The organism is Variovorax sp. VNK109 (genome assembly GCF_049445855.1).
GTDB lineage: Bacteria > Pseudomonadota > Gammaproteobacteria > Burkholderiales > Burkholderiaceae_C > JAGOCV01.
The window spans coordinates 210,053-236,988 of sequence record NZ_JBMSDV010000005.1 but is presented as its reverse complement, the minus strand read 5'-3'; the positions used below and the strand labels follow the sequence as shown (position 1 = coordinate 236,988).

The following is a 26,936-nucleotide window of genomic DNA, read 5'->3' as shown; positions in this document are numbered from 1 at the left end:
GTGAACGGGGCACTGGCTACGCTGCAGCAACGGCTGCAGCATCCGTTTCGCGACGGCCGGTTGCTCGAGCTGGCGGTGACGCACCGCAGCTTTTCTGCCCAGCACAACGAACGTCTGGAGTTCCTGGGTGATTCGGTCCTCAATCTGTCTGTTTCGAGTCTTCTGTATGAGCGGTTGAAAGATCTGCCCGAAGGGGATCTTTCACGCGTGCGGGCCAACCTCGTGCGCCAGGAAACCTTGCACCAGCTGGCGCTGGAACTCGATCTGCCCAAGGTGTTGCGCCTGGGCGAGGGCGAGGTCAAATCCGGTGGCCACAAGCGCCCATCGATCCTTGCAGATGCGCTGGAGGCGTTGATCGGCGCCGTCTATCTCGACGGCGGCTACGAGCCGGCCAGCGCATTGGTATTCCGGTTGTTCGAGAAGCTGGACATCAATGCCGGCATGCAGGCTGCCGCCAAAGACCCGAAGACGGAACTGCAGGAGTGGCTGCAGGGACGCAAGATGAAGTTGCCCGTTTACCGCGTCGCAGGCACGCTGGGGGCTGCGCACAAACAGACGTTTGACGTCGAGTGCGAGGTTCCCGAGCCCGGACTCACCGAACGCGGCATCGGCGGATCCCGCCGTGCCGGCGAACAGGCTGCCGCAGCCGCCATGCTGATCACTTTGAAGACTCGCTATCCATGACCATCGAAACTCCCGCCATGCCCGAGCCGCCGCCCTCTGCCGAAGGGCAGCGCTGCGGCCTCGTGGCCATCGTGGGCAAACCCAACGTCGGCAAATCGACGCTCCTGAACGCCCTGGTCGGCCAGAAGATCAGCATCACCTCGCGCAAGGCGCAGACCACGCGCCACCGCATCACGGGCATCCGCACCGTGGGACAGAGCCAGTTCGTTTTCGTCGATACGCCTGGCTTCCAGACCCGGCACACAAGCGCGCTGAACAAGTCGCTCAACAAGACGGTGATGGGCGCGCTCGGTGATGTGGATCTCGTGCTGTTCGTGGTGGAGGCCGGCAGCTTCACGCTGGGAGATGCCAAGGTCCTTTCGGTGCTGAACGACAGGGTGCCGGTGATGCTGGTTGCCAACAAGCTCGACCATGTCCATCGCCGCTCTGAAGTGGCGCCGTGGCTCAAGTCCATGCAGGAGCGGCACCCCTTCGTGGAGTTCTTCCCGATGTCGGCGAAGAACCCCAAGGATGTGGAGCGACTGCTGACGGTGTGTGAAAAGTACCTCTCCGGGCAGCCGTGGTGGTATGCCGAGGACGAGCTCACCGACCGCAGCGAGAAGTTCCTGGCCAGCGAGACGGTGCGCGAGAAACTGTTCCGCCTGACGGGCGATGAACTGCCCTACACCTCGACCGTCGTCATCGACAAGTTCGAAGAAGAGCCTGGCAAGACGGCGAGCCGCATGGTGCGCATATCGGCCACCATCATCGTGGAGCGCGACGGCCACAAGGCCATGGTCATCGGCGAAAAAGGCGAGCGGCTCAAGCGCATCGGTACCGAAGCGCGCACGGAGCTCGAGAAGCTGATGGACGCCAAGGTGTTCCTGGAACTCTGGGTCAAAGTCCGTTCGGGCTGGGCCGACGACGAAGCGCGCGTCCGTTCTTTCGGCTATGAGTGACGGCAAGGGGATGGGCCGGTGAAGCGCACCATCACCCATGAGCCTGCCTATGTGCTGCACCGCTACGACTGGAGCGAGTCGAGCCTGATCCTTGAAGTCTTCACGCGCAACCACGGCAGGCTGGCGGTGGTTGCCAAGGGCGCGAAGCGACCGAGCTCCAACTTCCGCCCGGTACTGTTGCCACTGCAGCCGCTTCAACTTGCGTGGGGTGGCGACGCGGAAATCCGCACCCTCAAGGCGGCCGAGTGGGTCGGTGGTCATGTGATGCCGACAGGCGAGTCGCTCCTGTCAGGCTACTACCTCAACGAATTGCTGATCCGGCTCCTGGCGCGCGACGACCCGCACGCGACGCTTTTCGACGTTTATGCAGCGGTTGTCCAGGTCCTTGCCAGCGCGCATGGCGAGGCACAGGCGGCGACCCAGTCGGCCGCCTTGCGTGCATTCGAATTGCTGTTGTTGCGCGAAATCGGCCTGCTGCCTGTCCTGGATATCGAGACGCTGACGCTGGCCCCCGTCCAGGCACAGGAAGCCTACAGCCTCACAGCCGAAAGCGGGCTGGGGCGTGCGCGCGCGGATTCGGTGGCGACTTTGTCCGGCGACCAATGGCGGGCGTTGCAACAGGCACTGGACGACCTCGCTCCCTTCACCGCGACGCTTCGCGTCTGCGCCGGCTTGGGCAGTGCGTTGCGCACGCAATTGCGGACCTTGCTGCACTACCATTGCAATGTGCCCGTGCTGCGCACGCGGCAAATGATGACGGACCTGCAGTCCTTATGACAAAGACCCCTCAGACTTCGCTTTCGGTGAACCTCAACAAGGTCGCGCTGGTGCGCAACACGCGCCACCTCGGCATACCCAGCGTCACGCGTGCGGCGACCCTGTGCCTGGAAGCAGGCGCTGCCGGCATCACGGTCCACCCCCGCCCGGATGCGCGGCACATCCGGTCTGACGACGTTCACGCGCTGGCTCGCCTGCTCAAGGACTGGCCGGACCGGGAATTCAACATCGAGGGCAATCCATTCCACAACCTGATGGATTTCGTTCGCGAGTTGCGCCCCCATCAGGCCACCTTCGTGCCCGATGGCGAAGGCCAGTTCACCAGCGACCATGGCTGGAGCTTTCCGCAGGATGCCGAACGCCTGAAGCCACTCATTGCCGAGGCAAAGGCGCTTGGCGTTCGCGTGAGCCTCTTCATGGACCCGGTGCCCGAAGCGATGGCCGCTGCGCGCGCAGCCGGTGCCGATCGCGTGGAGCTGTACACCGAAACCTGGGCCAGTGCCTGGGGCACGCCACGCCAACACGAGGTGCTGCAGGCCTTCGAAGCCACCGCGCAAGCCGCGCTGGATGCCGGCATGGGTGTCAACGCAGGGCACGACCTGAGCCGCGACAACCTCACGCCGTTCCTGCGTGCAGTGCCCGGCGTGGCGGAAGTGTCCATTGGCCACGCACTCATCGCCGATTCGCTGGAGCTGGGCTACACCGCAACCATCAAGGACTACCTGCGCTGCATCCGCGAGGCGTACGAGTGATCTACGGCATCGGCACCGACATCTGTGACGTGCGGCGCATCCAGGCCTCGCTCGACCGCCACGGTGAACGCTTTGCCGCAAAAATCCTGAGCGAGGCCGAAATGGCGACGTGGAAGGCCCGCACCGCGCGCTGGCCGGAACGCGGCGTGCGTTACCTCGCCACGCGCTTTTCCGCGAAGGAGGCCTTCAGCAAGGCGGTCGGCATGGGCATGCGCATGCCGATGACCTGGCGGCTGTGCGAGATCGGCAAACTGCCCAGCGGCAAGCCCGCCATCGTGCTTCATGGCGGCCTCAAGGAATGGTTCGACGCGCAGGGTCTCACGGCCCACGTGAGCGTGACTGACGAGACAGACTACGCCGCCAGCTTCGTGGTGGTGGAAAAGAAAGAACGCGATTCATGACATCCAGCCTTCACGCACCCCTGATCATCGACGTCGCAGGCCAGGGCCTGAGCGATGACGACCGCCGGCGGCTGGCGCATCCGCTCGTCGGCGGCGTGATCCATTTCGCCCGCAACTGGAAAGACCGCGCCCAGCTCGAAGCGCTGAATGCGGAGATCAAGGCGGTGAGGCCCGACTTGCTCATCTGCGTGGACCACGAAGGCGGACGCGTGCAGCGCTTCCGTACCGACGGCTTCACCCACCTGCCGCCGATGCGCGCGCTGGGTGAGTCATGGATGAAAGACGGCAAGGGCCCGGCAGGCTCGGGGGCTTTGCGCGCGATGGACGCAGCAACTGCCTGTGGCTACGTCCTTGGCGCGGAACTGCGCGCGGCGGGCGTCGACTTCAGCTTCACCCCCGTGCTTGACCTGGACTGGGGGGAGAGCGGCGTCATCGGCGACCGTGCGTTCCACGGCGACGCGCGTGTCGTCTCTGCACTGGCGCGCAGCCTGATGCTCGGGTTGCTGCAGGCCGGCGTGGCCAATTGCGGCAAGCATTTTCCCGGACACGGCTTCGTGAGGGCTGATTCGCACACCGAAATCCCGGTCGACAAGCGATCGCTCAAGGCGATCCTGGCTGAAGATGCCGCACCGTATGGCTGGCTCGGCACCGTGCTCACCAGCGTCATGCCGGCGCACGTGATCTATCCCAAGGTCGACAGTCTTCCCGCTGGCTTTTCGCCGCGATGGCTCCAGGACATCCTGCGCGCGAAGCTCGGGTTCCAGGGTGCGGTGTTCAGTGACGACCTGTCGATGGAAGGTGCGCGCCGCATCAACGGAAAACTGGTGAGCTACACGGAGGCCGCTGTGGCCGCATTGAACGCCGGCTGCGATCTGGTGCTTCTGTGCAACCAGAGCGTGAACGGCGGCGCGCCGGTGGACGAACTCATCGATGGCCTTGCCGCTGCGCAAAAGGCAGGCGCGTGGCGCGCCAGTGAGGCAAGCGAACTGCGTCGCCAGGCGTTGCTGCCCGCGACGGCACCGCTGTCATGGGATGACCTGATGCATCAGCCGCAGTACCAGCACGCGCTGGGCCTGCTGCCGTGATCGCGTCGTCGTGACCTGATCAGGATTCCCGTCGAAGTGCCGGGAAAAGGATGACATCGCGGATGCTGGGGCTGTCGGTCAGCAGCATCATCAGGCGGTCGATGCCGATGCCGCAGCCGCCGGTGGGCGGCATGCCGTATTCGAGCGCACGCACGAAGTCGTGGTCGAAGTACATGGCCTCGTCGTCACCCGCGTCCTTGGCGTTGACTTGTGCGTTGAAACGCGCGGCCTGATCTTCGGCATCGTTCAGCTCCGAGAAGCCATTGCCGAATTCACGACCGGTGATGTACAGCTCGAAACGCTCGGTCACTTCAGGGCGTTGGTCGTTGGCCCGGGCAAGCGGCGAAATTTCCGTCGGGTGCTCCATGATGAACGTGGGCTGCCAGAGCTTCTCTTCCACCGTTTCCTCGAAGTAGAGCACCTGCAGCGACGCGAGTGAACGGGCGGACAGCTTGTCCTTTTCCTCATTCATGCCCAGCTTGCGCAGCGCGTTGATCAGCCATGCCGTGTCGTCCACGTTTTCGCCTGCGTCGGTGTGCTTCACGATGGCTTCGCGTATCGTGAGGCGTTCAAAAGGCGCGGCCAGGTCGACCGGCTTGCCGCCGTAGGACAGGGCCAGGCTGCCGGTGGCCTTCAGTGCCACATCGCGGATCAGGGACTCGGTGAAGCCCATCAGGTCCTGGTAGTTCCAGTACGCGGCATAGAACTCCATCATCGTGAACTCGGGGTTGTGACGGACCGAGATGCCTTCGTTGCGGAAGTTGCGGTTGATCTCGAACACGCGCTCGAAGCCGCCGACGATCAGCCGCTTCAGGTACAGCTCGGGCGCGATGCGCAGGAACATCTCCTGGTCGAGTGCGTTGTGGTGCGTGACGAACGGCTTGGCATTCGCGCCACCGGGAATCGGGTGAAGCATCGGGGTTTCGACTTCGAGGAAGTCGTTGGCCACCATGAATTCGCGGATCGAGCTCACGGCCTTGCTGCGTGCGACGAACCGCTTGCGCGCGGCTTCGTCCGTCATCAGATCGATGTAGCGCTGGCGGTACTTCACTTCCTGGTCGGCCACGCCGTGGAACTTGTCGGGCATGGGGCGCAGGCTCTTGGTGAGCAGGCGCACGCGGGTCACATGCACCGACAGTTCACCGGTGCGCGTCTTGAAGAGCTTGCCCTCGGCTGCCACGATGTCGCCCAGGTCCCAGTGCTTGAAGGAGGCGTAGACGTCCTCGCCCACCGCGTCACGTGTGACGTAGATCTGGAGGCGGCCGCTCGCGTCCTGCAGTGTGGCGAAGCTGGCCTTGCCCATCACGCGTTTGAGCATCATGCGGCCGGCGACCTTGACCACGGCTCCTTCCGCTTCCAGCTGCTCTGCAGTCTTCTCGCCGTGCGCTGCCAGCAGATCGACCGCGTGCGAGTCGGGCTTGAAGTCGTTGGGGAAGGCGACGCCGGCCGAGCGGATGTTCCTGAGCTTCTCGCGACGTTCGGCGATCAGCTGGTTCTCATCCTGGGCGGGAGCGGCGTTGGGCGTGTTGTGGTCGGACATGAATGATGGCGATGGATGTGCGGATGCGCAGAAAAGGCGCAGGCTCGACGCCAGGCGGCGAGCCAAGCCCGCTATTTTAGTTTTATTGGCTCGCGATGCCGGTGCGCGCGAGGATATCGCCCACCAGCTCCAGCCGGACCAGCGGATTGTCCAGCACCATCAGGCGCTGCTTGAGCTCCGCAGGCAGCGGCAGCAACTCGCACCAGCGGTTGGCGACCCAGCCGCAGTCGTCAAGCTTCATTTCGGTTGGCAGGGGCGGCGTGGCGTCCTGCGGGGCGCGTTCGCGCAGCTTGCGGATGACTTCCGCCAGCGATTGCGCAATGGGCACGAGGTCTTCAGGCACGCTCACCACGGGGTCGTCGTCGACACGCTGGACATCGGCCACCCACAGGCCATGCTTGAGGCGCTCACTCGACATCACGCGGAAACGCTGCGTACCGGCGCAGCGGATCGACAGCAGCCCGGGCTGCGGCTGCGACAGCTCTTCGATTGCCGCCAACGTGCCGATGTCGACAAAGCTCTCGGTCACGCCCGGCAGGCGGACTTCGTGCCCCTGCGTGAGGGACACCACCCCGAAGGGCGCACCTGCCTTGTGGCACCGGGTGATCATGTCCAGGTAGCGCACTTCGAAAATGCGCAGCGGCAACTGCCCGCCGGGGAACAGCACGGTGCCCAGCGGAAAGAGTGGCAGCGAATGGAGTGTCAGGGCTTCGGACATGGGGTCACGCAACGTCGCTATCATCCCATGGCCTGAAATCGCCTGCCCGATGCTTTATCAAATCGTCTCTTTCCTGCTGGATGTCGCCATTGGCCTGTTGGGTGGCGCCTGCCTCCTGCGCCTGTACATGCAGCACCAGCGTATCTCGTTCAGCAATCCCATCGGGCGACTCGTATTTGCCTTGAGCAACTGGCTCGTGCTCCCGTTGCGCCGCGTCCTGCCACCGGTCGGCCGCTGGGACACGGCCAGCCTCGTGGGTGTGTTCCTGCTGGTCCTGGTGCAGTACAGCCTCCTGTGGCTGCTGACGGGGGGCCTGTCGGGCCTCGGGAAGCTGCCCGTCCTGGCGATCTTCGGGGTGGTGCGTCTGGCCATCTCGGGGATGACCGTGCTGCTCATCGGCTACGCCATCCTGTCCTGGGTACAGAACAACTCGCTGATCCATGACGTGGTGGACCGGCTTTGCGCCCCCTGGCTGCGCCCGGTGCGCAAGCTCATTCCTCTGGTGGGGGGCGTGGACCTCTCTCCGCTCGTGCTGCTGGTGGGCCTGCAGGTCCTGCAGATCATGCTGAACCACCTGCAGGCGGCCCTGCTTCTGGGCTGAATTCCCGGTGGAACGGACGGGCTGGGCCGGCCGTTTTCCTGCGACTCAGGCGACGGCGTCGGCCGGCTGGCGCAGCAGCATGGCCAGCGAGGTGGACACGGTCTTGCGCAGTTCGCGGCGGTCGCAGATGAAGTCGATCGCACCCTTTTGCTGCAGGAACTCGGCGCGCTGGAAGCCTTCCGGCAGCGTCACGCGGACGGTGGATTCGATCACGCGCGGGCCGGCAAAGCCGATCAGCGCCTTGGGCTCGGCGATCACGATGTCGCCCACGAACGCGAAGCCTGCGCTCACGCCGCCCATGGTCGGGTCGGTCAGCACGCTGATGTAGGGCAGGCCCTTCTTGGCCAGGCGCGTGAGCGCGGCATTGGTCTTGGCCATCTGCATGAGCGAAAGCAGGCCTTCCTGCATGCGTGCGCCGCCGGTGGCGGTGAAGCATATGAACGGGACTTTCTGGTCGATGGCCGCCTGCACGCCGCGCACGAAGCGCTCGCCGACCACGCTGCCCATGCTGCCGCCCATGAAGTCGAACTCGAAGCACGCGACCACGACGTTGATGCTTTGCACCGAGCCGCCCATGACGATCAGGGCATCGGTCTCCGACGTGTTTTCCAGGGCCTCCTTCAGGCGCTCCGGGTACTTGCGGCTGTCCTTGAACTTCAGCGAGTCGACCGGCAGGACTTCCTGCCCGATCTCGTAGCGGCCTTCGGCATCGAGGAATGCATCCAGACGGGCTCGGGCGCCGATGCGGTGGTGGTGGCTGCAGGTCGGGCAGACATTCTGGTTGTGCTCCAGATCGGTCTTGTAGAGCACGGTTTCGCAGCTGGGGCACTTGATCCACAGGCCTTCGGGCACGCTGCGGCGCTCGGTCGGGTCGGTGGGCTGGATTTTTGGGGGGAGAAGCTTTTCGAGCCAGGACATGCGGATACCTCGTCTGGTGACCGGTCCCCACCGCCCTGCAAGGGGGACGGGGCCGGAAAAGGAGATTATGCGTCAGGCCGGGGCGTCGAGCGCCGCGCGGATTTCCCGCAGGAAGGCCCCCGCCGCAGGCAGCACCTTGTCACGCGGCTCGTTTTCGATCAGCTGGATGATCCGGCTGCCGATGACCACGGCGTCGGCCGCGCGACCCACGGCCTGGGCCGTCGCCGCGTCACGGATGCCGAAGCCCACGCCCACAGGCACGCTCACGTGCTGGCGGATGCGGGGAATGGCCTGCTCGACCGCGGTCGTGTCCAGGTTGCCCGCGCCCGTGACGCCCTTGAGCGACACGTAGTACACATAGCCGCCGGCCAGTCGGCCGACCTGCGCCATGCGCTGCCCGGTGCTGGTGGGGGCCAGCAGGAAGATCAAGTCCATGCCCTCGGCCTTGAGCGCGGCGGCGAAGTCCGCGCATTCCTCCGGCGGGTAGTCCACGATCAGCACGCCGTCCACACCGGCTTTCGCGGCGTCGCGCACGAAGGCATTGGCGCCGTGGTTCAGGTCGTACCGCTCGACGGGGTTGGCGTAGCCCATCAGCACCACGGGCGTCTTGCCGTCGCGCTGGCGGAAGTCGGCCACCATCTGCAGCACCTGCTTCATGCCGATGCCGGCCGCCAGCGCGCGTTCGCCGGCCTTCTGGATGACAGGCCCGTCGGCCATCGGATCAGAGAACGGAACGCCGAGTTCGATGATGTCGGCGCCCGCGTCCACCATGCCGTGCATCAGTTCCGGCGTGATGTCGGCAAACGGGAAGCCGGCGGTCACGTAAGGGATGAGCGCCTTGCGGCCTTGCGCCTTGAGCGCGGCGAGGGTCGTGTCGATGCGGCTCATTGCGCTCCTCCCTTGACCGTGTGGCCGCGCATCGAGGGGCGGTCGTAGTAGTCAACGCCCGACAGATCCGCGACGGTGCCGATGTCCTTGTCGCCGCGACCCGAAAGGTTCACGAGCACCGACTGGTCTGGCCGCATCGTCGCGGCCAGCTTCATGCCGTAGGCCACGGCGTGGCTCGATTCGAGCGCGGGAATGATGCCTTCGGTCCGGCACAGGTAATGGAAAGCGTCCAGCGCTTCCTTGTCGGTGACGCCGACGTACTCCGCGCGGCCGATGTCCTTGAGCAGCGCGTGCTCCGGGCCGACGCCCGGATAGTCCAGGCCGGCGCTGATGCTGTGCGTCTCGGTGATCTGCCCGTTCTCGTCCTGCAGGATGTAGGTGCGGTTGCCGTGCAGTACGCCGGGACTTCCGCGCTGGAGCGAAGCTGCGTGCTTGCCGCTGTCCAGGCCGTCGCCTGCGGCTTCGACGCCGATGAGGCGCGTGTTCTCGTACGGGATGTACGGATGGAAGATGCCGATGGCGTTGCTGCCACCTCCCACGCAGGCGACGACCGCATCGGGTTGTCTGCCGCCTGTGAATTCAGGCATCTGCTGGATGCATTCCTCGCCGATCACGCGCTGGAAGTCGCGCACCATCATCGGGTAGGGGTGCGGGCCCGCCACGGTGCCGATGATGTAGAACGTGTTCTCCACATTCGTCACCCAGTCACGCATCGCTTCGTTGAGCGCGTCTTTCAGCGTGCGGCTGCCGGACTCGACCGGCACCACCTTCGCGCCCAGCAGGTGCATGCGGTAGACATTCGGGCTCTGGCGCTTCACGTCTTCGCTGCCCATGTAAACCACGCACTCCAGCCCATAGCGCGCGCAGATGGTGGCGGTGGCCACGCCGTGCTGGCCCGCGCCGGTTTCGGCGATCACGCGCGGCTTGCCCATGCGGCGCGCAAGCATGGCCTGGCCGATGGTGTTGTTCACCTTGTGCGCGCCGGTGTGGTTGAGGTCTTCGCGCTTGAGGTAGATCTGCGCGCCACCTTGCTCACGGCTCATGCGCGCGGCATGGTAGATGGGCGAGGGACGTCCCACGAAGTGGGCAAGTTCGCTGTGGAATTCGGCGAGGAATTCCGGGTCCTGGCGGTATTTGTCGTAAGCCTGGCGCAGCTCTTCGATCGCGTGGGTGAGTGTTTCGCTGACGAAGCTGCCGCCGTATTTCCCGAAGTGGCCTGTCGGGTCAGGTTGTTGATACTGGTACATGGATGGCCTGTGCAAGCTGGCTGTCGGCCGCGCGGACGGCGGCGACGAACCGGTGGATCTTGTCGGCGTCCTTGATCCCCTTGGAGACCTCGACGCCGGAACTCACATCAACGGCCAGCGTTCTGCAACGCGGCCGCACTTGCGCGATGCCATCTGTCACGTTGGCAGCGTCGAGCCCACCACTCAAGACGAGGTGAGCGTTGACGTTTGCTGGAAGCCGTGACCAATCGAAAACCTTTCCACCACCGCCATACCCTTCGACGTGCGCGTCGAGCAGGATGGCCTGGGCATTGCTGAAATCGTGGGCGAATTTTAGCAAGTCGAAATGCGTCCCCGCATCCAGCGGAATGCGGGCGGCGCGCAGGTACGCGCGGCGGCCGTTTCCGGTTGCCGCGTCGCAGTCAGAGGGCGTTTCGTCGCCGTGGAACTGGATCAATGCGTGCGGCATGAGTTCGAAGACCTGCTGCAGGAAATCGGTTGCTGCATTCACCACCAGGACGACCGGCGTCACGAAAGCGGGCAGTCGTCGGGCGAGCTCCGCCGCGCGTTGCGGCGTCACGAACCGGGGGCTCTTGTCGTAGAGCACGAAACCCGCCGCATCCGCGCCGGCGGCCACAACGGCGTCCACGTCCTGCTCACGCGTCAGGCCGCAGATCTTGATGCGCGTGCGTTCGGCATTGGCGGGCTCGAGGCTCATGGCAGCCAATCATACGCAGCGGTGCGCTCCGGCAGGCCCCAGTGCGCGTCGTAGACCGGGCCGAGGAAGTAAAGACCGTCCGGGGAGAAGGTCGGTGCTGCGGCGTCGCGGTCACGCGCGGCCAGCACGTCTCGCATCCAGCCGGGCGGCTGAGCGCCCTGGCCGACCTGGATCAGGCAGCCCATGAGGTTGCGGATCATGTGATGCAGGAATGCGCTGGCTTCGAACTCGAAGCGCCAGTAGCAGGTGTCGCCGTCGCCCTTGCGCGTGATCCGGATGCTGTTCATGGTCTTGACTGGCGTGCGTGCCTGGCAGCTCGATGCGCGGAACGACGTGAAGTCATGTTCGCCGAGCAGGTGAGCGGCGGCGGCCTGGATGGCGTCGCCATCCATCGGCCGGAAAACCCAGCCGACACGACCGGCATCCACGCTAGGTCGCACGGGTGACTGGAGAAGCACGTAGGCGTAGCGGCGAGCCACTGCGCTGAAGCGTGAATGGAACTCGTCCGGCACCAACTGGGCCCACTGGATGGCGATGTCCGGTGGAAGGTAGCGGTTGGTTCCCCGCACCCAGGACGACGGCTCCCGGACAAGGTCGGTGTCGAAGTGCACGACCTGCATCAGGCCATGCACGCCAGCATCGGTACGCCCGGCGCAGACTGTGGGAACGGGGGTGGTGGTGAACTGGGCGAGCGCAGCCTCCAGCTGGTCCTGGACGGTTCGACCCGAAGGCTGGCTTTGCCAGCCTTCATAAGCTTGGCCGTTGTAGCTGATGCCGAGGGCCAGGCGCACAGTGTTCCTGTCGGGGAGAGCGGGGTGCCGGAACGGGCATGGACCGCAGGCGGCGCGGACGCCGCCCGGGATCAGAGTTCGCCGAGCAGTTTCTGCGCGCGGGCCTTGAGGTCGCCCGAGGCTTCGGCCACGACTTCCTCGATCAGTGCGCGGGCACCGTCAGTGTCACCGATGGCCTGGAATTCTTCAGCCAGCGCGAGCTTGGTGGCCAGCGGGCCGTCGGCGTCTGCGCCACCCAGCGGAGCCATGGCCGTGTTGGCCGTGGCACCAGCGGGTGAACTGTCACCCAGATCGAGGGACAGGGAGCCGAGGTCGAATTCAATCAGGCCGGAGTCCATCGCCGGTGCGGGGGCAGCAGCCTGCGGCGCAGGCGCGGCAACCGGTGCCGGAGGATCTTCAGGCAGCATCGGCAGCGACGGGACGGGCGCTTCCGCAACCGGTACGTCAATACGCAGGGGCGCGGGCTCGGTATTGGCTGTCGGCTTCACGCCCATGGTTTCGATGTTGAAATCCATGTCCAGCGAAGCTGGCTTGGAATTCGAGAAGCTGGGCACGGCGACGGTGGGTTCCGGAGCCGTCGGGAATGCCGAATTGCGGAAGCCCGAATTGCGGAAGCCCGAATTGCGACCTTCGTCAGACGAGAAGTCCAGATCGAGGTCCAGATCCACTGCCGGTGCGGCGGCCAGTTCGGGTTGCGCGGACTGCGGCACGGTGCTCGCTGCAGCGCCGGCCATGATGGTCGTGGCCGAGGCGGACTGGCTGTCCGACGGCTGACCGCCAGGCTGGTACAGGCTGTTGTCGGGGTCGAGTTCACGGCCGAGTTCGCAGGCCTTCGCCCACTCGTCGCCATGGCCCGAAGTCAGGCGATAGGCTTCCACGGCCACCTGTTCGAACGCCTTCGCGTCGCGACGCTTGGCGTAGATTTCCAGCATCTTGACGTGGATGGCAACGCGCGACGGGTTGCTGCGCATCGCTTCCTTGAGGATTTCCTCGGCTTGCAGGTCACGGCCGTAGGCAAGGTACACGTCGGCTTCGGCCACGGGATCCACATCGCCGGCGGCATCGAGCTGGCTGGGCGAATAAACCATCGACGAAGCGGACGGGGCAGCTTCGTTCGTGTCCACGCGCTGGCCACCGCTTGCTCCGAAGAACGAGTCGGGTTGCAGACGGCTTTCCAGGAAGGAGCTGTCGACTTGGGCTGTCTTGCGGCGACGCAGGAAGCGGTAGACGCCGAAGCCGATCAGCAGCGCAAGCAGCGCACCGACGGCGACGGGAATCATCGGATTTTCGAGCAGTTCGTCGAGCAGGCTGGGTTCCGGAACCGGTGCGGGCGCGGGCACAGGCGCCTTCTTGGGCGGTGCGGGTGGCGCAACGACGGGTGCGGGAGCCGGTGCAGGCGTCGCGACAGGCGCAGACGGTGCTTCCGGCGCGCTGGTGGCTGGTGCAGGCACTGCGGCGGACGGAGCCGACACAGTCGCCGGTACGGACGCCGCAGGAGCCGGCGCCGGAACCACGGCCGGTGCGGTAACGGCTGGCGCAGCGGGGGCCGGGGCTGCTGCGGCCGGAGCTGGCGCTGCCGCCGCCGGGGCCGCAGGCGTCGCGGCAGGAGCCTTCGCAGGCGCACCCGGTGCGCCGGCTGCACCTTGCAGCTTGGCAAGGTCGCTGATGTTCTTGGACAGTTCGGCGACGCGCGTCTTCTCGTCCTGGGCCTGGCGGGCCTTGGCGGCCTGATCTTCGACTCCCGGGCGGCCCGAAGCGGCACCCTTGGAGAGCGTCAGCTTGTCAGGCGATGCCGCGGCAGGGCGTTGTTCCTCGGTCCGCACCGAGCCGCCGGATTGGCGGTCTGCCGCGGCAACCTGGGTGGCCGGGGCATTCTCTGCGAGGCGACGGCGGAATTCGTTGAAATCGCGGCTTTGGGCCACCAATGTCTGGCGTGCCTCACCGGCGGGCACGGCCGCAGCCTGCTCTGCCGTGGGCAGGTCGAGCACGGCACCGGACTTCAACCGGTTGATGTTGCCGTTGATGAATGCGTCAGGATTGGCCTGGAGCAAGGCCACGAGCATCTGGTCCAGCGAGATGCTGGCCGGCTTGTTGGCTGCGGCGATCTTGCCGGCGGTGTCCCCTGTACGCACGGTGACCTGCTGGTCACCGCTGGTGGCGGCGCGGCCCTGCACTGCGGGTGCCTGCGGCGCGGCGGCCGGTGCAGGTGGACGAGGTGTTGCGGCGGGCGTAGCGGGCGCACGCGAGGGCGACGGCGTGGCGGTTGCGCCGCGCGGCAGGGCGGGCTGCGAGGGCAGCGGGGTGACTTGCGGAGCCATCACCTGCGGCGCTGCAGGCTGGCGCAGGCTCGGCGGGTCGAACAGCATCGTGTAGTCACGCACGATGCGCCCGCTGGTCCAGTTGGCCTGGAGCACGATGTCGACAAACGGATCGTTGACGGTACGGTCACCCACAAGGCGTGCGAAATAACGCCCGTCGGGACGACGCTGCAGCGTCACCTGGACGCCGGAAACCACCGGGTTGTATTCGAAGCCGGAAGTACGGAAGGTGGCAGCCGGTGCCACTTCGATGCGGAGGCTGGCCGCTTCTTCGCCATTGATTTCGGGGATGTCGATCTCGGCGCGCAGCGGTTCGCCGAGCGCGGACTGCACGGACAGGCGGCCCAGCGCAAGAGCGTTTGCGTCAGCGCTGAAAAGGCAAAGCACGGACGCTGCGACGGCCGTAAGGACAGGCGTCTGCCAGGTCGGTAACTTCTTCGCCAATTTGTGAGCCATCGCTTGATCAGCAGGCAACTTTATTCTCATCATTCTGGACGCAAGCCTTGACACAGGAGATTGAAAAACGACATTAACATCAATGTTTTAGGCTGACAAGCTAAGGCAGCTTTTAAAGATTGAAGGCGTGCGGAGCGTCCCCATTTGGCGCCCTGCCTTGTTGCCAAACGACAACGGCCTGTAACCTTAAGTTACAGGCCGTTGTTTCCAGCTGTTTGCCGTTTTCAGGCGTCCAGAACGATGCGCAACATCCGGCGCAGCGGCTCGGCAGCACCCCACAACAACTGGTCGCCGATCGTGTAGGCGCCCACATAGTCCGGGCCCATGGCGAGCTTGCGGATGCGACCGACCGGAATGCCCAGCGTGCCGGTCACGGCCACCGGCGTCAGGTCACGGATGGTGGCCTCGCGCGTATTGGGAACCACCTTCACCCAGCTGTTGTCGGCTGCAATCATGGCTTCGATGTCGGCGATGGGCACATCCTTCCTGAGCTTGAAGGTCAGCGCCTGGCTGTGGCAGCGCATGGCACCCACGCGGACACAGAAGCCGTCCACCGGCGTCTCGGCCGTGCCGAAAGCTGCGCCCTGGCCGAGGATCTTGTTGGTTTCGGCGCCGGCCTTCCATTCCTCACGGCTCACGCCGTTGCCGAGATCCTTGTCGATCCACGGGATCAGCGATCCGCCCAGCGGCACGCCGAAGTTGGCGGTTTCTTCGCTGGTGAGCGCCTGCTGACGTGCCAGCACCTTGCGGTCGATCTCGAGGATGGCGCTCTTCGGGTCGTCCAGCAGGTTCTTCACCTCGGCATTGAGCGTGCCGAACTGGGTCAGCAGTTCACGCATGTGCTGCGCGCCACCACCAGAGGCAGCCTGGTAGGTCATGGATGTCATCCACTCGACCAGCCCGGCCTTGTACAGCGCGCCCACGCCCATCAGCATGCAGCTGACGGTGCAGTTGCCACCGATCCAGTTGCGACCACCCTTGGCCAGCGCATTCTTGATCACCGGGAGGTTGACCGGATCCAGGACGATGATCGCGTCATCCTTCATGCGCAGGGTGGATGCGGCGTCGATCCAGTGGCCGTTCCAGCCCGCGGCGCGCAGCTTGGGGAAGACCTCGGTCGTGTAGTCGCCGCCTTGGGCGGTGATGATGATGTCGCACTTGGCCAGTTGCGCGATGTCGAAGGCGTCCTTGAGCTGGGTTTCGTTCTTCGCCATGGACGGTGCCTTGCCGCCCGCATTGGAGGTGGAGAAGAAAACGGGTTCGATCAGGTCGAAGTCGCCTTCTTCCTGCATGCGGTCCATCAGGACCGAGCCGACCATGCCTCGCCAGCCGACCAGGCCTACCAACTTGCTCATTTCAATGCCCTTCGTTCAATAAAAACAGTTCCCGCCATGCCATGGTGGACTGTTCGCCCGGCTCGTCTGGCCGGGGAGGGCGCACGACGAACCGGGGCGAGTCAGCCCTTGATGGTCGTGGTTTTGGTGATGATGGATGCGCACGCAGCCACGACTGCCAGGGTGGCAGGCGTGGTGTTCAGGAAGAACGGGCGGGCGGCAAACATGGCGCAAATTGTAGCGGAAGCCGGAAGATCAGCCCAGCGCCTTGACCACTGCGTCGCCCATCTCGCGCGTGCCCACCTTGGTGGTGCCTTCGCTGTAGATGTCGGGCGTGCGCAGGCCTTGCGCCAGAACACTCTTCACGGCGTTCTCGATGCGCACGGCCGCTTCCTCCTGGTTCAACGAGAAGCGCAGCATCATTGCAGCGCTCAGGATGGTGGCCAGCGGATTGGCCACGCCCTTGCCGGCGATGTCGGGCGCGCTGCCGTGGCTCGGCTCATACAGGCCCTGGCTGCTGGCGTTCAGGCTGGCCGAGGGCAGCATGCCGATGGAGCCGGTCAACATGGACGCTTCGTCGGACAGGATGTCACCGAACATGTTGCCAGTCACGATCACATCAAAGGCCTTGGGCTTCTTCACGAGTTGCATGGCCGCGTTGTCCACGTACATGTGCTCGAGCTCGACGTCCTGGTAGTCCTTGTGCACCTCGGTCACGACGTCCTTCCAGAACTGGAAGGTTTCGAGCACGTTGGCCTTGTCGACGCTCGTGACCTTCTTGTTGCGCTTGCGGGCGGCTTCGAAGGCGACGCGAGCGATGCGCTCGATCTCGGGTTTGCTGTAGCGCATGGTGTCGAAGGCTTCTTCGGCGCCGGGGAAGTGCCCGTCGATGGCCGTGCGGCGGCCGCGCGGCTGGCCGAAGTAGATGTCGCCCGTCAACTCGCGGATGATCAGGATGTCCAGGCCGGCGACCAGCTCGGGTTTCAGGCTCGACGCGTGCGTGAGTTGTTCGTAGCAGATGGCGGGTCGGAAGTTGGCGAACAGGCCCAGGTTCTTGCGCAGGCCGAGGATGGCCTGCTCAGGTCGGAACTGGCGTTCGAGCTTGTCGTACTTCCAGTCGCCCACGGCGCCGAACAGCACCGCGTCGGCCTCCCTGGCCAGCTTCAGCGTGGCTTCGGGCAGCGGATGGCCGTGCGCGTCGTACGCGGTGCCACCCACCAGGGCGGACTCCATCTCGAACTTGAGGTCCAGTGCGTCGAGCACGCGGATGGCCTCTGCCACGATTTCGGTCCCGATGCCGTCACCCGGCAAAACTGCGATCTTCATTGAATTCCTGACGATGTCTCTGTGGTGGGCGCCGTCATTGCGACAGCATGGTGTGGGCCAGCCACGGCTTCTGCGCAAGGCGTTGCGCTTCGAAGAGCTTGATCTTGTCGCTCTGGCGCAGCGTGAGGCCGATGTCGTCGAAGCCGTTGAGCAGGCAGTACTTGCGGAACGGCTGCACGTCGAAGGCGATCTCCGCGCCATCGGGTTTGACGATGACCTGGCGTTCCAGATCGACGGTCAGGCTATAGCCGGGGAACGCATTCACTTCGTCGAACAACTGGCCCACCTGCGTCTCGCCCAGCACGATCGGCAGCAGGCCGTTCTTGAAGCTGTTGTTGAAGAAGATGTCGGCGTAGCTCGGCGCGATGATGGCGCGGAAGCCGTACTGGTCGAGCGCCCACGGCGCATGCTCGCGCGACGAACCGCAGCCGAAGTTCTTGCGCGCCAGCAGCACGGACGCGCCGTCATAGCGCGGCTGGTTCAGCACGAAGTCCGGATTGGGCTTGCGGCTGGCCGGATCCTGGCCGGGAAAACCGGGGTCGAGGTAGCGCCACTCGTCGAACAGGTTGGGGCCGAAGCCCGTCTTGCGGATCGACTTGAGGAATTGCTTGGGAATGATCGCGTCGGTGTCGACGTTCTCGCGGTCCATCGGGGCAACAAGCCCCTTGTGCACGGTGAATTTCTGCATTTACTTCTTCTTGGCCGCGTCTTCGATGGCCGTGCCTGCGCGCTGCACGTCCTGCCCGACGCCCTTGACGGTGTTGCAACCTGCAGCCAGCAGGGCGAAAGTGAGGGCGAGGAAAGTGGCGATGGTTTTCATGATGCGTTTTCCTTTCAGGCAAATTTGCGGACGTCGACGAAATGACCATGGACGGCTGCCGCTGCCGCCATGGCCGGGCTGACCAGATGAGTGCGGCCGCCAGCGCCCTGGCGGCCTTCGAAATTGCGGTTGCTGGTGGAGGCGCAGCGCTCGCCCGGCTCCAGCCGGTCGGCGTTCATTGCCAGGCACATGGAGCATCCCGGCTCACGCCACTCGAAGCCGGCGGCCTTGAAGATCTTGTCCAGGCCTTCGCGCTCGGCCTGTTCCTTCACGAGGCCGGAGCCCGGCACCACCATGGCGAGCTTGATGTTCTTCGCGACCTTCTGGCCCAGCTTCTTCACCACGGCCGCAGCTTCACGCATGTCCTCGATGCGACTGTTGGTGCAGGAGCCGATGAACACCTTGTCGACATAGATGTCGTCCAGCGACTTGCCCGGTTCGAGCCCCATGTAGGTGAGCGCGCGCTCGATGGCGCCGCGCTTGGTGGCGTCCTTCTCGCGGTCCGGGTCCGGCACCGACGCGTCGATGCCCAGCACCATCTCGGGCGAGGTGCCCCAGGTCACTTGCGGAATGATCTTCGCGGCGTCGAGCTCGACCACGGTGTCGAACTTCGCGTCGGCGTCGGATTGCAGCGTCTTCCAGTAGGCGACGGCGTGGTCCCATTCGGGCCCGGTGGGCGACAGGGGACGGCCGCGCACGTAGTCGATGGTCTTGTCGTCCACGGCCACGAGGCCCGCGCGCGCGCCCGCTTCGATGGCCATGTTGCAGACCGTCATGCGGCCTTCCATGCTCAGGCTGCGGATGGCCGAGCCGCCGAACTCGATGGTGTAGCCCGTGCCGCCCGCCGTGCCGATGCGGCCAATGATGGCCAGCACGATGTCCTTCGCAGTGACGCCGGAGGCCAGCGTGCCCTCGACCTTCACCAGCATGTTCTTCGCCTTCTTGGCCAGCAGTGTCTGCGTGGCCATGACGTGCTCGACCTCGCTGGTGCCGATGCCATGCGCCAACGCGGCGAATGCGCCGTGCGTGGAGGTGTGGGAGTCACCGCAGACCACAGTCATGCCCGGCAGCGTGGCGCCGTTCTCGGGGCCGATGACGTGCACGATGCCCTGGCGCTTCGACAGGAACGGGAAGAATGCAGCCGCACCGAACTCGCCGATGTTCTTGTCCAGCGTGGTGACCTGTTCCTTGGAGATCGGGTCGGTGATGCCGTCGTAGCCCAGTTCCCAGCCGTTGGTCGGCGTGTTGTGGTCGGCCGTGGCCACGATGGAACTCACGCGCCAGACCTTGCGGCCGGCTTCTCGCAGGCCTTCGAAGGCCTGCGGGCTGGTGACCTCATGCACGAGGTGACGGTCGATGTAGAGGATGGCCGTGCCGTCTTCCTCGGTGTGGACGACGTGTTCGTCCCAGATCTTGTCGTAGAGGGTGCGTCCCATGTGTCTGTCTTCCTTCGGGGGTCGTTGATTTTATGCCGCGGTTGGCGTTGCGGTAAGGTGGTCCACCAGCAGCCGCGCGGTGACGGGCAGGGTGGAAAAATCGCGTGCCACCAGGCCCAGTTGCCGGCGCGCCCAGGCGTCCTCGAGCGTGACGCTGGCGAGGCGGCCGACGCCGCGCATCAGTTCGAACGCGCGGCGCGGCATGACGCCGACGCCCAGGCCGTTGTGGATCATCCGGCACATGGCGTCGAGGCCAGTGACGTGGATTCGCAGGCGCACGCTTCGGCCCGACTGCGCCGCAGCCTGGTGGATGGTCATGTAGATCGAGCTGTTGGCATGCAGGCCCACGTGATCGTCGTCCAGCGATTCGATGAACTCGATGGCTTTTTCCCCGGCCAGCCGGTGCCCGGCAGGCACGACGAGCACCAGTTCGTCTTCGCGGTACGTACGCATCTGCAGCCCCGAGATTCCGACGGCCACGTTGCAGATGCCGAGGTCCGCCGCGCCTTCGCGCACGGCGCGGACCACCTCGGTGCTCAGGTGTTCCTCAAGGTCGATCTTCACGTGTTCATGCCTCCGGACGAACACGCCCAGGTCTTCCGGCAGGAACTGCACGATGGCCGAGATGCTGGCGTGCACGCGCACATGGCCACGCACGCCGTCGGCATATTCACTCAGTTCGCCCTGCATCTTCTCCAGGCTGAACAGCATGCTGCGCGCGTGATGCAGCAGGCTTTCGCCGGCAGGCGTGAGGTCGACACCGCGGCTGTGGCGGTACAGCAGCGTGCTGCCCAGCGCACTTTCCAGATCGGCCAGCCGCTTGCTTACCGCCGAGGCCGCGATGAATTCCCGCTCCGCCGCCCGGCCGATGCTCCCCAGCTCGCAGACAGCGACGAAGAGCTGCAGCGAGGTGAGGTCTACACGCCGGGCGAAATTTCGTCCCGACAGGCTGGCGGTTTCTGTGGTCATCGCGGTTGAAGATGGCTTTGCGCGATTTTGCTACTGAAATCCACTGGCCGTCATCGTGAAACGCGATGCCCCTGCTTCCATGAAAAAGGCCCGCACGAGGCGGGCCTTGCAGATGGACAGGAGTCCTGGCGCTCAGCGCTTGGCGAGGGGTTGCACGTCGCGCTTGGGGGCACCGGTGAACAACTGGCGGGGACGGCCGATCTTGTACTCCGGGTCGCTGATCATTTCGTTCAGTTGGGCAATCCAGCCGACCGTGCGGGCCAGGGCGAAAATGCCGGTGAACAGGTTGACCGGGATGCCGATGGCGCGCTGGACGATGCCGGAATAGAAGTCGACGTTCGGGTAGAGCTTGCGCTGCACGAAGTAGTCGTCTTCCAGGGCGATCTTTTCCAGCTCCTTGGCCAGCTTGAACAGCGGGTCGTTTTCCAGGCCCAGTTCGGTCAGCACTTCGTTGCAGGTTTCCTGCATCAGCTTGGCGCGCGGGTCGTAATTCTTGTAGACGCGGTGACCGAAGCCCATCAGCTTGACGCCGGAGCTCTTGTCCTTGACCTTCTCCATGAACTCGCCCACCTTGGAGACGCCGCCCTGGCGCTGGATGTCTTCCAGCATGTTCAGGCAGGCCTCGTTGGCGCCGCCGTGGGCCGGGCCCCACAGGCAGGCCACGCCTGCGGCGATGGCAGCGAACGGGTTGGTGCCCGACGAACCGCACAGGCGGACCGTGGAGGTGGAGGCGTTCTGCTCGTGGTCTGCGTGCAGGATGAAGATGCGGTCGAGCGCGCGCTCGAGCACCGGGTTGACCTTGTAGTCCTCCGGCGGCACGCCGAACATCATGCGCAGGAAGTTGCCGGCGTACGAGAGTTCGTTGCGGGGGTACATGTAGGGTTGGCCGATGCCGTACTTGTAGGCCATCGCGACCAGCGTCGGCATCTTGGCGATCAGGCGGATCGCCGCGATCTCGCGGTGCTCCGGATTGTTGATGTCGGTGCTGTCGTGATAGAAGGCCGACAGGCCCCCCACCAGGCCGGTCAGCACGGCCATCGGGTGCGCGTCACGGCGGAAGCCGCGCAGGAAGAACTGCATCTGCTCGTTCACCATGGTGTGGTGCGTCACGAGCTTGGTGAAATCTTCCTTCTGCGTGGCGTTGGGCAGCTCTCCGTACAGCAGCAGGTGGCAGGTTTCCATGAAGTCGCAGTTCACCGCAAGCTGTTCGATCGGATAGCCGCGGTACAGCAGTTCACCCTTGTCGCCGTCGATGTAGGTGATGGCGGACTGGCACGAAGCCGTGGACAGGAAACCGGGGTCGTAAGTGAACATGCCGGTCTGCGCGTAAAGCTTGCGGATGTCAACGACATCCGGCCCGATGTTGCCGTGGTACACGGGCAACTCGACACTGGGACTGCCATTGGAGAACGACAGGGTGGCTTTGTTGTCGGCAAGTTTCATTTTTTCAGTTTCCTTCGTTGAATGGTGACCATTGTCGGCAGGCGCGCAGTGCCTCAGTTGCGCAGCATGCCCAGCACTTCCCTGACTTCTTCTGTGTTGATTTCGCCGTCCGGCTCCTTGCGCCTGAGCAGCAGGTCCAGCAGGTCGTTGTCCGACAGGTTCATGAGCACTGTCATCCCCTCGGCCTGCCTGGCCGTCAAGCCAGATTCATGCCGGGCGAAGAAGCGCTCGATGAACAGGTCATTCTCCAGCAGTCCGCGACGGCTGCGCCACTTGAGCATGCCGAGGTCGCGGGAATCGAGCGGTTGCTGGGACATGATGCCGGAAGAATATGTCAGACGGCCCTGCGGACCATCAGTTCCTTGATCTTGCCGATGGCCTTCGTGGGGTTCAGCCCCTTGGGGCAGACATCCACGCAGTTCATGATCGTGTGGCAGCGGAACAGGCGGTACGGGTCTTCGAGGTTGTCCAGCCGCTCGGCGGTGGACTCGTCGCGACTGTCGGCAATGAAGCGGTAGGCCTGCAGCAGGCCGGCCGGGCCGACGAACTTGTCGGGGTTCCACCAGAAGCTGGGGCAACTGGTCGAGCAGCTCGCGCACAGGATGCACTCGTACAGGCCGTTGAGTTCCTCGCGCTCCTCGGGCGATTGCAGGCGCTCGCGTTCGGGCGGAGGCGTGTCGCTGATGAGGTAGGGCTTGATCGAGTTGTACTGCTTGAAGAACTGCGTCATGTCCACGATCAGGTCGCGGATGACCGGCAGGCCGGGCAGCGGCTTCAGGACGATCGGGTCCTTCAACGTATTCATGTTGGTCAGGCAGGCCAGGCCGTTCTTGCCGTTGATGTTCATGGCGTCGGAGCCGCAGACGCCTTCGCGGCACGAGCGGCGGAAGGCGATGGAGGGGTCCTGTGCCTTGAGCTTGACAAGTGCGTCCAGCAGCATGCGCTCGTGGCCGTCGAGTTCGATCTCGACGGTCTGCATGTAGGGCTTGGCGTCCTTGTCCGGGTCGTAGCGGTAGATATGGAATGTGCGCTTCATCGTGTTGGCCTTGTTCAGAACGTACGGACCTTCGGGGGGATCGATTCCACCGTCAGCGGCTTGAGGTTGACGGGTTTGTAGGTGAGGCTGTTGCCCGCGCTGTGCCACAGCGTGTGCTTCATCCACTCCTTGTCGTTGCGGCCGAGCGGGAAGTCGGGGTGGTCGGCCGGGTGCTCGTAGTCGTACACCGTGTGCGCGCCACGGCATTCGCGACGGGCGGCAGCGGATGTCATGGTGGCCTGCGCCACTTCGATCAGGTTGTCCACTTCCAGCGCTTCCATGCGGGCGGTGTTCCAGACCTTGGACTTGTCGCCCAAGGTGACGCCGGAGACGCGCGCGCGGATGTCGTTGATCTTGGTCACGCCCTCGTCCATGCTGTCCTGCGTGCGGAACACGCCGGCGTGTTGCTGCATCGTGCTGCGGATGTCGTTGGCGATGTCCTGTGCGTAAATGCCTTCGGTCGATTCCTGCAACTGGTTCAGGCGGGAGAGCGTGCGGTCGGCTGCGTCAGCGGGTAGCGGCTTGAGTGCTGCACCGTTCTTCACGTATTCGACGATGTGCTTGCCGGCCGACTTGCCGAACACCAGCAGGTCGAGCAGCGAGTTGGTGCCCAGGCGGTTGGCGCCGTGCACCGAGACGCACGAGCATTCGCCCACGGCATAGAGGCCGTTGACGACCTGGTTGTGCACGTCACCGTTCTGCACGACAACCTGGCCGTTGATGTTGGTCGGGATGCCGCCCATCTGGTAGTGGATGGTCGGCACCACGGGGATCGGTTCCTTGGTGATGTCGACGTTGGCGAAGTTGTGGCCGATTTCTTCCACCGAGGGCAGGCGCTTGCGGATGGTGTCGGCGCCCAGATGGTCGAGCTTCATCAGGATGTAGTCCTTGTTGGGACCGCAGCCGCGACCTTCCTTGATTTCCTGGTCCATCGAACGCGAGACGAAGTCGCGCGGCGCGAGGTCCTTCAGCGTGGGCGCGTAGCGCTCCATGAAGCGTTCGCCGTTGCTGTTCAAAAGGATCGCGCCTTCGCCGCGGCAGCCTTCGGTCAGCAGCACGCCCGCGCCGGCCACCCCGGTCGGGTGGAACTGCCAGAACTCCATGTCCTGCAACGGGATGCCGGCGCGCGCCGCCATGCCCAGGCCGTCGCCGGTGTTGATGAAGGCATTGGTCGATGCTGCGAAGATGCGGCCCGCGCCGCCGGTCGCCAGCAGCACGGCCTTGGCATGCAGCACGTGCAGCTCGCCGGTTTCGAGTTCGAGTGCGGTCACGCCGACGACATCACCGCTTTGGTCGCGGATCAGGTCGAGCGCCATCCATTCGACGAAGAAGTTCGTCTTGGACTTCACGTTCTGCTGGTACAGCGTATGCAGCATGGCGTGGCCGGTGCGGTCAGCTGCGGCGCAGGCGCGCTGCACAGGCTTCTCGCCATAGTTGGCGGTATGGCCACCGAAGGGGCGCTGGTAGATCGTTCCGTCGGGGTTGCGGTCGAACGGCATGCCGAAGTGTTCGAGCTCGATCACGACGTTCGGCGCTTCACGGCACATGAATTCGATGGCGTCCTGGTCGCCCAGCCAGTCGGAGCCCTTGATGGTGTCGTAGAAGTGGTAGTGCCAGTTGTCCTCGCTCATGTTGCCCAGCGACGCCGACACGCCGCCCTGTGCGGCGACCGTGTGCGAGCGGGTGGGGAAGACCTTGGACAGGCACGCGACGTTCAGTCCGGCGCGCGCGAGTTCGAGCGAGGCGCGCATGCCGGAGCCGCCGGCGCCGACGATGACGACGTCGAACTTGCGCGTGGAGATGTCATTCTTGGTGTAGCTCATTGATGAATCCTGATGCGTGGGGTTTTCTCTTCGGGGCTCACAGGCGCCAGAGCACCTGGATGGCCCAGCCGGCGCAGCCGGTCAGCCAGACGATCGTGAAAACCTGCAGCGCCAGGCGCAGCCCGACAGGCTTGATGTAGTCCATCCAGATGTCGCGCATGCCGACCCACACGTGATAGAGCAGGGCAACGATGACGGTGAATGTCAGCACCTTCATCCATTGCGCGGAGAAGATGCCGGCCCACTGGTCATAGCCGATGGCGCCGCGCGTGAAGAGCACCTGCAGCAGCACGACGACGGTGAAGACGGCCATCAGCAAGCCGGTGACGCGCTGCGCAAGCCAGTCGCGCAGGCCGTAGTGGGCGCCGACGACGACGCGCTTGGAACCGTAATTGACGGACATGATGCGTTCCTTTCTTCTCAGTACAGGCCGAACAGCTTGGCTGCCAGCACGAGTGTCAGGAAGACGCTGACAGCCAGCGTCGCGATGGCGGAGGTCTTGCCGAATTCCTTGCTCACCGCGTCGTGGCTCAGGTCCATCCACAGGTGGCGCAGGCCGGCGATGAAGTGGTGCAGGTAGGCCCAGATGAGCGCGAGCGCCACGAGCTTGAAAAACCAGCCCGGCACGAAACCGGCGCCGACGTTGAACACCGCCTTGAAGCGGGCGTACGAGAACTCGGAAGTGACCGAGGTATCGAACATCCAGATGATGAACGGCATCAGCAGGAACATCAGTGCACCGCTGATGCGATGCAGGATGGAGACGATGCCAGCCACGGGGAGGCGGTAGGTCGTCAGATCCGTGATGGCGTTGATGTTTCGGAATTCAGGCCGCTTGGGCTTGGAGTTGGAGGCAAGCTCGGACATGGAGAAGCTTTCGTGGATGGGGACGACTTGGCGGGCTTTGTATTTATGCAGGAGCAAACAACCCAAAATTCTATTGCAACGCAGCAAGCTGACACGGATGTTGCACCAACTTGCCCCAGCGTGCCGGTCAACTGAGTGCGTTCCGGTAGTGGTGTGTGTCCGTGAGATAGAGGCCGCGGCGCAGTTCCATCGGGGCGTCGTTGTAGGTGTAGGCGATGCGTTCCACGCTGAGCAGCGGTGTCTGTGCCGGCACTTTCAGGAGCGCGGCCTGTTCTGCATCCGGCAGCACCGCGCGCAGTTTTTCCTCGGCACGGACCATGCGCACGCCGAACTCGACTTCGAACATCGCGTAGGTGGCGCCAGCATAGTTGGCCATCTGTTCGGCGCTCAGGCCCTTGAAGGCCTGGCCCGGCAGCCAGAGGTCTTCCAGGATGGTGGGCGTGCCACCGAAGGAAAGGATGCGCCGCACCTGCAGCACGGCGTCGCCGGTGCGCAGGGCGAGCGCGCGTGCCACTTCCGCGCTGGCGCGGGTGCGGCGGCACTCGACGATGTCGCGCTGCGCCGGGCCTTCGCTGTCCACGTCCCCGTGGTCGGGGATGAGTCGCAGGAATCGGTACTGGACGTGCCGCTCGGCGTGGGTGGCAACGAACGTCCCCTTTCCCTGGCGTCGCACCAGCAGGTTGTCGGCTGCGAGTTCGTCGATGGCTTTGCGCACTGTGCCCTGGCTCACGCGAAAGCGTGCGGCCAGGTCCATCTCGCTGGGGATGGCTTCACCCGGTTTCCATTCGGCGGCTTCCAGGCCCTGGAGGATCAGCGCCTTGATCTGCTGGTACAGCGGGCTGAAGGCTGGCGTCCCCACGCCTGAAGGCGTTTCCGGGTCTGACAGGGGCGTGCTGGAGGGCATGGTGGGCGTTGGGCCGGGAGGCTGTCGAAGGTCCTCATGATATCTTATATAAGACATAAGACAAATTGACGATGCGCTTCGTTCGGCAGTAAACTCGCGGGCTGATCCGGCATGGTCGGTCGACCTGTCCGGGCCCCGATTTTCCCTTCATGAATCCTCAATCCGGA

General features: G+C 64.7%; 28 protein-coding genes. 7 read left to right on the top strand and 21 right to left on the bottom strand.

Annotation, left to right across the window (positions count from 1 at the left end):
• From rnc to nagZ, 6 genes are read left to right on the top strand one after another with little or no spacing between them, the layout of a single operon-like run.
• Nucleotides 1-684 carry a ribonuclease III gene (gene rnc / locus ACO2Q9_RS17560; RefSeq protein WP_423313131.1) on the top strand — a complete coding sequence of 228 codons (684 nt, stop codon included), beginning with the start codon at nt 1-3 and terminating at the stop codon, nt 682-684.
• A complete protein-coding gene (gene era, locus ACO2Q9_RS17555) occupies nt 681-1,622 on the top strand; it encodes a GTPase Era (RefSeq protein ID WP_423313130.1) in 942 nt (313 codons plus the stop codon). The genes rnc and era overlap by 4 nt, the downstream gene beginning before the upstream one ends.
• An 18-nt stretch (nt 1,623-1,640) precedes the next feature.
• Nucleotides 1,641-2,399: a DNA repair protein RecO gene (recO, locus tag ACO2Q9_RS17550; protein WP_423313128.1), complete on the top strand. Its 759-nt coding sequence runs from the start codon at nt 1,641-1,643 to the stop codon at nt 2,397-2,399.
• Nucleotides 2,396-3,151 (top strand): pyridoxine 5'-phosphate synthase, encoded by a 756-nt coding sequence (locus ACO2Q9_RS17545; protein ID WP_423313126.1) that lies wholly within the window; start codon nt 2,396-2,398, stop codon nt 3,149-3,151. The genes recO and ACO2Q9_RS17545 overlap by 4 nt, the downstream gene beginning before the upstream one ends.
• Nucleotides 3,148-3,552 carry a holo-ACP synthase gene (acpS, locus tag ACO2Q9_RS17540; protein WP_423313125.1) on the top strand — a complete coding sequence of 135 codons (405 nt, stop codon included), beginning with the start codon at nt 3,148-3,150 and terminating at the stop codon, nt 3,550-3,552. The genes ACO2Q9_RS17545 and acpS overlap by 4 nt, the downstream gene beginning before the upstream one ends.
• Nucleotides 3,549-4,637, top strand: a complete 1,089-nt coding sequence (nagZ, locus tag ACO2Q9_RS17535) for a beta-N-acetylhexosaminidase (protein WP_423313123.1) — start codon at nt 3,549-3,551, stop codon at nt 4,635-4,637. Before acpS ends, nagZ begins: the two co-directional genes overlap by 4 nt.
• Nucleotides 4,638-4,656: 19 nt before the next feature.
• Here the strand turns inward: nagZ and lysS are convergent, their stop codons facing one another.
• Together lysS and ACO2Q9_RS17525 are read right to left on the bottom strand one after the other, a co-directional pair.
• Nucleotides 4,657-6,177 (bottom strand): lysine--tRNA ligase, encoded by a 1,521-nt coding sequence (lysS, locus tag ACO2Q9_RS17530; RefSeq protein WP_423313121.1) that lies wholly within the window; start codon nt 6,175-6,177, stop codon nt 4,657-4,659.
• A gap of 82 nt (nt 6,178-6,259) precedes the next feature.
• The gene (locus tag ACO2Q9_RS17525) at nt 6,260-6,895 is read right to left on the bottom strand and encodes an LON peptidase substrate-binding domain-containing protein (protein ID WP_423313119.1); all 636 of its coding nucleotides are present in this window, start codon (nt 6,893-6,895) and stop codon (nt 6,260-6,262) included.
• A gap of 49 nt (nt 6,896-6,944) precedes the next feature.
• Between ACO2Q9_RS17525 and ACO2Q9_RS17520 the strand changes: the two genes are divergently transcribed.
• Nucleotides 6,945-7,496 (top strand): YggT family protein, encoded by a 552-nt coding sequence (locus ACO2Q9_RS17520; protein ID WP_423313117.1) that lies wholly within the window; start codon nt 6,945-6,947, stop codon nt 7,494-7,496.
• 45 nt (nt 7,497-7,541) lie between these two features.
• On the opposite strand, the gene accD is transcribed toward ACO2Q9_RS17520, so the two are convergent.
• From accD to ACO2Q9_RS17425, 19 genes are all read right to left on the bottom strand, one after another.
• Nucleotides 7,542-8,414, bottom strand: coding sequence for an acetyl-CoA carboxylase, carboxyltransferase subunit beta (gene accD, locus ACO2Q9_RS17515; RefSeq protein ID WP_423313115.1), 873 nt, complete (start codon nt 8,412-8,414; stop codon nt 7,542-7,544).
• 72 nt (nt 8,415-8,486) lie between these two features.
• A complete protein-coding gene (gene trpA / locus ACO2Q9_RS17510; RefSeq protein ID WP_423313114.1) occupies nt 8,487-9,302 on the bottom strand; it encodes a tryptophan synthase subunit alpha in 816 nt (271 codons plus the stop codon).
• Entirely contained in the window at nt 9,299-10,549 is a 1,251-nt protein-coding gene (gene trpB, locus ACO2Q9_RS17505; protein WP_423313112.1) for a tryptophan synthase subunit beta, read from the bottom strand. Before trpB ends, trpA begins: the two co-directional genes overlap by 4 nt.
• Nucleotides 10,527-11,246, bottom strand: coding sequence for a phosphoribosylanthranilate isomerase (locus tag ACO2Q9_RS17500; protein ID WP_423313110.1), 720 nt, complete (start codon nt 11,244-11,246; stop codon nt 10,527-10,529). Before ACO2Q9_RS17500 ends, trpB begins: the two co-directional genes overlap by 23 nt.
• Nucleotides 11,243-12,037, bottom strand: coding sequence for a tRNA pseudouridine(38-40) synthase TruA (gene truA, locus ACO2Q9_RS17495; RefSeq protein ID WP_423313108.1), 795 nt, complete (start codon nt 12,035-12,037; stop codon nt 11,243-11,245). Before truA ends, ACO2Q9_RS17500 begins: the two co-directional genes overlap by 4 nt.
• A 71-nt stretch (nt 12,038-12,108) precedes the next feature.
• The gene (locus ACO2Q9_RS17490; RefSeq protein ID WP_423313106.1) at nt 12,109-14,811 is read right to left on the bottom strand and encodes a FimV/HubP family polar landmark protein; all 2,703 of its coding nucleotides are present in this window, start codon (nt 14,809-14,811) and stop codon (nt 12,109-12,111) included.
• Nucleotides 14,812-15,035: 224 nt separating this feature from the next.
• Nucleotides 15,036-16,166, bottom strand: a complete 1,131-nt coding sequence (gene asd, locus ACO2Q9_RS17485; RefSeq protein WP_423313104.1) for an aspartate-semialdehyde dehydrogenase — start codon at nt 16,164-16,166, stop codon at nt 15,036-15,038.
• 234 nt (nt 16,167-16,400) lie between these two features.
• Complete coding sequence (leuB, locus tag ACO2Q9_RS17480; RefSeq protein ID WP_423313102.1) at nt 16,401-17,471, bottom strand: 3-isopropylmalate dehydrogenase; 1,071 nt, start codon at nt 17,469-17,471, stop codon at nt 16,401-16,403.
• A gap of 34 nt (nt 17,472-17,505) precedes the next feature.
• Nucleotides 17,506-18,159, bottom strand: a complete 654-nt coding sequence (gene leuD, locus ACO2Q9_RS17475) for a 3-isopropylmalate dehydratase small subunit (RefSeq protein WP_423313100.1) — start codon at nt 18,157-18,159, stop codon at nt 17,506-17,508.
• Entirely contained in the window at nt 18,160-18,291 is a 132-nt protein-coding gene (locus ACO2Q9_RS17470) for an entericidin A/B family lipoprotein (RefSeq protein WP_423313098.1), read from the bottom strand.
• A gap of 14 nt (nt 18,292-18,305) precedes the next feature.
• Nucleotides 18,306-19,727, bottom strand: coding sequence for a 3-isopropylmalate dehydratase large subunit (leuC, locus tag ACO2Q9_RS17465; protein ID WP_423313096.1), 1,422 nt, complete (start codon nt 19,725-19,727; stop codon nt 18,306-18,308).
• Between the two features lie 30 nt (nt 19,728-19,757).
• Nucleotides 19,758-20,696, bottom strand: coding sequence for a LysR family transcriptional regulator (locus ACO2Q9_RS17460; RefSeq protein WP_423313094.1), 939 nt, complete (start codon nt 20,694-20,696; stop codon nt 19,758-19,760).
• Between the two features lie 132 nt (nt 20,697-20,828).
• A complete protein-coding gene (locus ACO2Q9_RS17455; protein ID WP_423313092.1) occupies nt 20,829-22,139 on the bottom strand; it encodes a citrate synthase in 1,311 nt (436 codons plus the stop codon).
• Between the two features lie 53 nt (nt 22,140-22,192).
• On the bottom strand, nt 22,193-22,456 hold the full coding sequence (locus tag ACO2Q9_RS17450) for a succinate dehydrogenase assembly factor 2 (protein ID WP_423313090.1): 264 nt from the start codon (nt 22,454-22,456) through the stop codon (nt 22,193-22,195).
• Between the two features lie 17 nt (nt 22,457-22,473).
• Complete coding sequence (locus tag ACO2Q9_RS17445; RefSeq protein ID WP_423313088.1) at nt 22,474-23,175, bottom strand: succinate dehydrogenase iron-sulfur subunit; 702 nt, start codon at nt 23,173-23,175, stop codon at nt 22,474-22,476.
• A 14-nt stretch (nt 23,176-23,189) separates the two neighbouring features.
• A complete protein-coding gene (sdhA, locus tag ACO2Q9_RS17440) occupies nt 23,190-24,998 on the bottom strand; it encodes a succinate dehydrogenase flavoprotein subunit (RefSeq protein WP_423313086.1) in 1,809 nt (602 codons plus the stop codon).
• Between the two features lie 37 nt (nt 24,999-25,035).
• Nucleotides 25,036-25,401 (bottom strand): succinate dehydrogenase, hydrophobic membrane anchor protein, encoded by a 366-nt coding sequence (gene sdhD, locus ACO2Q9_RS17435; RefSeq protein WP_423313084.1) that lies wholly within the window; start codon nt 25,399-25,401, stop codon nt 25,036-25,038.
• Nucleotides 25,402-25,418: 17 nt separating this feature from the next.
• Nucleotides 25,419-25,865: a succinate dehydrogenase, cytochrome b556 subunit gene (gene sdhC / locus ACO2Q9_RS17430; RefSeq protein ID WP_423313082.1), complete on the bottom strand. Its 447-nt coding sequence runs from the start codon at nt 25,863-25,865 to the stop codon at nt 25,419-25,421.
• Between the two features lie 127 nt (nt 25,866-25,992).
• Nucleotides 25,993-26,769, bottom strand: a complete 777-nt coding sequence (locus tag ACO2Q9_RS17425) for a GntR family transcriptional regulator (RefSeq protein ID WP_423313081.1) — start codon at nt 26,767-26,769, stop codon at nt 25,993-25,995.
• Nucleotides 26,770-26,936 lie beyond the last annotated feature (167 nt).